This window comes from Pseudomonas sp. zjy_15 (genome assembly GCF_043101865.1).
Classification (GTDB): Bacteria; Pseudomonadota; Gammaproteobacteria; order Pseudomonadales; family Pseudomonadaceae; genus Aquipseudomonas; species Aquipseudomonas putida_Y.
Genome location: NZ_JBICII010000061.1, coordinates 1 through 3093, shown reverse-complemented (window position 1 = coordinate 3093; position 3093 = coordinate 1). Strand labels below are relative to the sequence as shown.

Annotated in this window: 4 protein-coding genes, 3 tRNA genes and 1 rRNA gene; all 8 read right to left on the bottom strand. The window is 55.8% G+C overall.

What is annotated here, in order from left to right; translation table 11 throughout:
* The coding region (locus tag ACF8EF_RS11785; RefSeq protein ID WP_232859055.1) for a GTP-binding protein at window positions 1-129 on the bottom strand (129 nt) is incomplete at its 3' end.
* A gap of 78 nt (window positions 130-207) precedes the next feature.
* A tRNA-Thr gene (locus tag ACF8EF_RS11780) sits at window positions 208-283 on the bottom strand.
* Window positions 284-312: 29 nt separating this feature from the next.
* A tRNA-Gly gene (locus tag ACF8EF_RS11775) sits at window positions 313-386 on the bottom strand.
* Between the two features lie 24 nt (window positions 387-410).
* A tRNA-Tyr gene (locus ACF8EF_RS11770) sits at window positions 411-494 on the bottom strand.
* 152 nt (window positions 495-646) lie between these two features.
* Window positions 647-1072 (bottom strand): hypothetical protein, encoded by a 426-nt coding sequence (locus ACF8EF_RS11765; RefSeq protein WP_176684321.1) that lies wholly within the window; start codon window positions 1070-1072, stop codon window positions 647-649.
* 7 nt (window positions 1073-1079) lie between these two features.
* Window positions 1080-1829, bottom strand: a complete 750-nt coding sequence (locus tag ACF8EF_RS11760; RefSeq protein ID WP_176684320.1) for a pantothenate kinase — start codon at window positions 1827-1829, stop codon at window positions 1080-1082.
* On the bottom strand, window positions 1819-2778 hold the full coding sequence (gene birA, locus ACF8EF_RS11755) for a bifunctional biotin--[acetyl-CoA-carboxylase] ligase/biotin operon repressor BirA (protein ID WP_176684319.1): 960 nt from the start codon (window positions 2776-2778) through the stop codon (window positions 1819-1821). Before birA ends, ACF8EF_RS11760 begins: the two co-directional genes overlap by 11 nt.
* Before the next feature lie 184 nt (window positions 2779-2962).
* Window positions 2963-3078, bottom strand: a 5S ribosomal RNA gene (gene rrf / locus ACF8EF_RS11750).
* Window positions 3079-3093: the final 15 nt, after the last annotated feature.

The window sequence follows — 3093 nt, the reverse complement described above, 5'->3', positions numbered from 1 at the left end:
TGCCGAACCGAAAACTTCGGAGCAAACGCGAGTCAGAGCTGCGGTCAGAGTGGTCTTACCGTGGTCAACGTGGCCGATAGTGCCGACGTTAACGTGGGGAAGGGAACGATCAAACTTTTCCTTAGCCATCGATACAATCCTCCGCAGAAGAAATAGTCTTGCGCTGATAAAACAAAGGCAGATATTTTCATATCTGCCTTGTTTATATGGAGCTCTTGAGCGGACTTGAACCGCTGACCTCACCCTTACCAAGGGTGTGCTCTACCAACTGAGCTACAAGAGCGAAACACTTTGTGCAAAATCCGGCAAACTTGGAGCGGGTAGCGGGAATCGAACCCGCATCATCAGCTTGGAAGGCTGAGGTTCTACCACTAAACTATACCCGCGGAGCTTGCGGCTCTCGCTAAAACTGGTGGAGGGAGAAGGATTCGAACCTTCGAAGCTCTCGCAACGGATTTACAGTCCGTCCCCTTTGACCGCTCGGGAATCCCTCCAGATGTGGCCGGCATTCTATTTGTCTGCCGTCCTAGTGTCAAGCGTTTTTTCAAATTTTTTCAATCAAATCTGAAACTTAGCTGCTTTGACACCGCTTCCAGCTCTACCACCTAAGTGGTGTTCCCTGTGAAGCGGGCGCCATTCTATCAAGCTATTCGCCAGTTGCAATACCCTGGCAGAAAATAATTTTATGTTTTAAGTCTTTGAAATCATTGGAAAGAGCCTGAAGCACCGTTTGGTCCAGCAAACGCTCGCTTTCCGGAGCAACCTTGAGCCAGCGACCATCCACCCCAGGCAACTGCCCTACGACCGGCAAGGTGGCAATATCCAGACTCAGCAGGCGTTGACGCAGCGCATCCAACTGCACCCGCCCCATCACGCCCCCGACTACCAGGCACTCATCACGACGCTTGGGCGGTGCGGACACGCCAGTTTCACGCAACAGACGGATTTCTTGCTGATTCCCCTTGTACAGCGACAACGGGGCGACTTCCTTGACCTTCAGCGGGGCTTCCTGCTGATGCCATACGTAATAAAAGACGTTAAGCACCAGTAACAGCAGAAACAACCAGCGCATAGGCACCTCAATCCAATGGGCAGGCCATTGCCAGGCCAACGAAAACCAGGTCAGGCACGACACGCGCCTGCGGCAAGGCTTCCCTCACCAACGGTGCATCACCGCCAGTGAGGAACACAGTGAAATCCTCACCCCAGAGCACACGAGCCTGCTCGAGCTGGGTGTAGGCAAAACCCCGGAGCATCAATACGCAACCGCGCTCTACCGCTTCGACAGTCGAGCGACCTGGCGACAAACTGGTCAATGCGCGCTCCGCGGAGGCATCGTCGTAGCGGATACGACGAGTGTGAGTACGCAGCTGGCTACGCATCAACGGCATACCCGGGCAGATGTAACCTCCCAGATGCTCGCCGTCCGCGGACACGAAGTCCGCTTTTGCTGCGGTCCCCAGGTCAATCACCAGGCACGCGCCTTTGGCCAGGTGAAACGCACCCAGCGCCGCCAGCCAACGATCCATACCCAGGCGCTGATAGTCGTCATAACCATTTCGCACACCAGCCATTTCACGGACCGGGTGGGCCACTCGCGCCTGCACGGCAAATGCCTGAGCAATCACCGCGCAAAGCGCATCGGTTTCATCTTCGCTACGCACACTCACAATACGGCAACCCGTAAGGTGCACTGACGCGAGCGCAGCCACTTCGGCCACCAGCGCCTGGTCGGAATCGACGATCCCGCCACCTTCAATCACAGCATCGGCGACATGGATCACCCGCCACTTGATGAAGCTGTTACCGCAATCGAGCTCAAGAATCATCACGCAACCTCAAACTGAGCTCACCACCACTGAAGCTCTTTTCCATCCCGTCCACCTCAAGGCGCAAACCACCCTGCCCGTCGACGCCAAGAACCACACCATCAATACGTGTACTACCAGCAATGAGCGAAACATTGCGACCCTGCCACAAGTGTGCCTGCTCCCACTCCTCCTGGAATGCGGCAAAGCCGTATCGGCGATGGCGCGCCAATTCGTGCTGCAACTGCTGGCTGAGCAGCGCTACCAAGTGATTACGATCTATGGCTGCCCCTACCTCACGCCGCATAGAGGTCCACTGCTGATCGACCTGGTCGTTTACCTGCATGTTTACATTGATACCAATGCCTAGCACTACATGACAGACATCTGCAGGATCGCCCACCAATTCCAGGAGAATCCCGGTGATCTTCTGCCCACGAACCAACACATCGTTAGGCCATTTAAGCCCGACATCCTTTACCCCGAACGCCTGCAAGGTGCGCATTACCGCCAACCCCACCACCAAGCTCAACCCCTCAAGCTGACGCATGCCCCCATCGACACGCAGCACCAGACTGTAATAGAGATTTTCAGCAAATGGGCTGACCCACTGCCGGCCGCGCCGACCGCGCCCAGCACTCTGACGCTCGGCGAGAACCAGGAATGGAGCCGCCTGCCCTTCAGCGGCAAGGCGCAAGCCTTCGGCATTGGTCGAATCGATGGTTTCGTGGATGAATACCGGCCACTGTTCACCCACGGCAAACCCGGCGATTGCCTTCGCCTCGAGCAAAGCCAGTGGCGCGGCCAACTGGTAACCGCGGCCACGAACCTTGTGAATGGTGAGGTTCAGCTCACTTTCCAGATGCTGCAGCTGCTTCCAAACTGCGCTGCGACTCACCCCCAGGGCTGCCCCCAGAGCTTCTCCGGAATGGAACCGACCATCCTTGAGGAGATTCAACAACTTCAGCATGCCAGTCTCGACTTGGAATAAGGCAGGCATGATAGCCATGGGCTGTTGGCTTGCATAGGAAAAGGGCCTGCAGGAGGGGCTGCGCATCGCAATCACAGAGTGAAACACTGCCAGGCCTGGAATTTTCAGCCCCAAAAGACAAAACCCCTACCTGCATGTGCAGATAGGGGTTTTGCGAAATGAATCTTGACGATGACCTACTCTCACATGGGGAAACCCCACACTACCATCGGCGATGCATCGTTTCACTACTGAGTTCGGGATGGGATCAGGTGGTTCCAATGCTCTATGGTCGTCAAGAAATTCTGTAGCCAG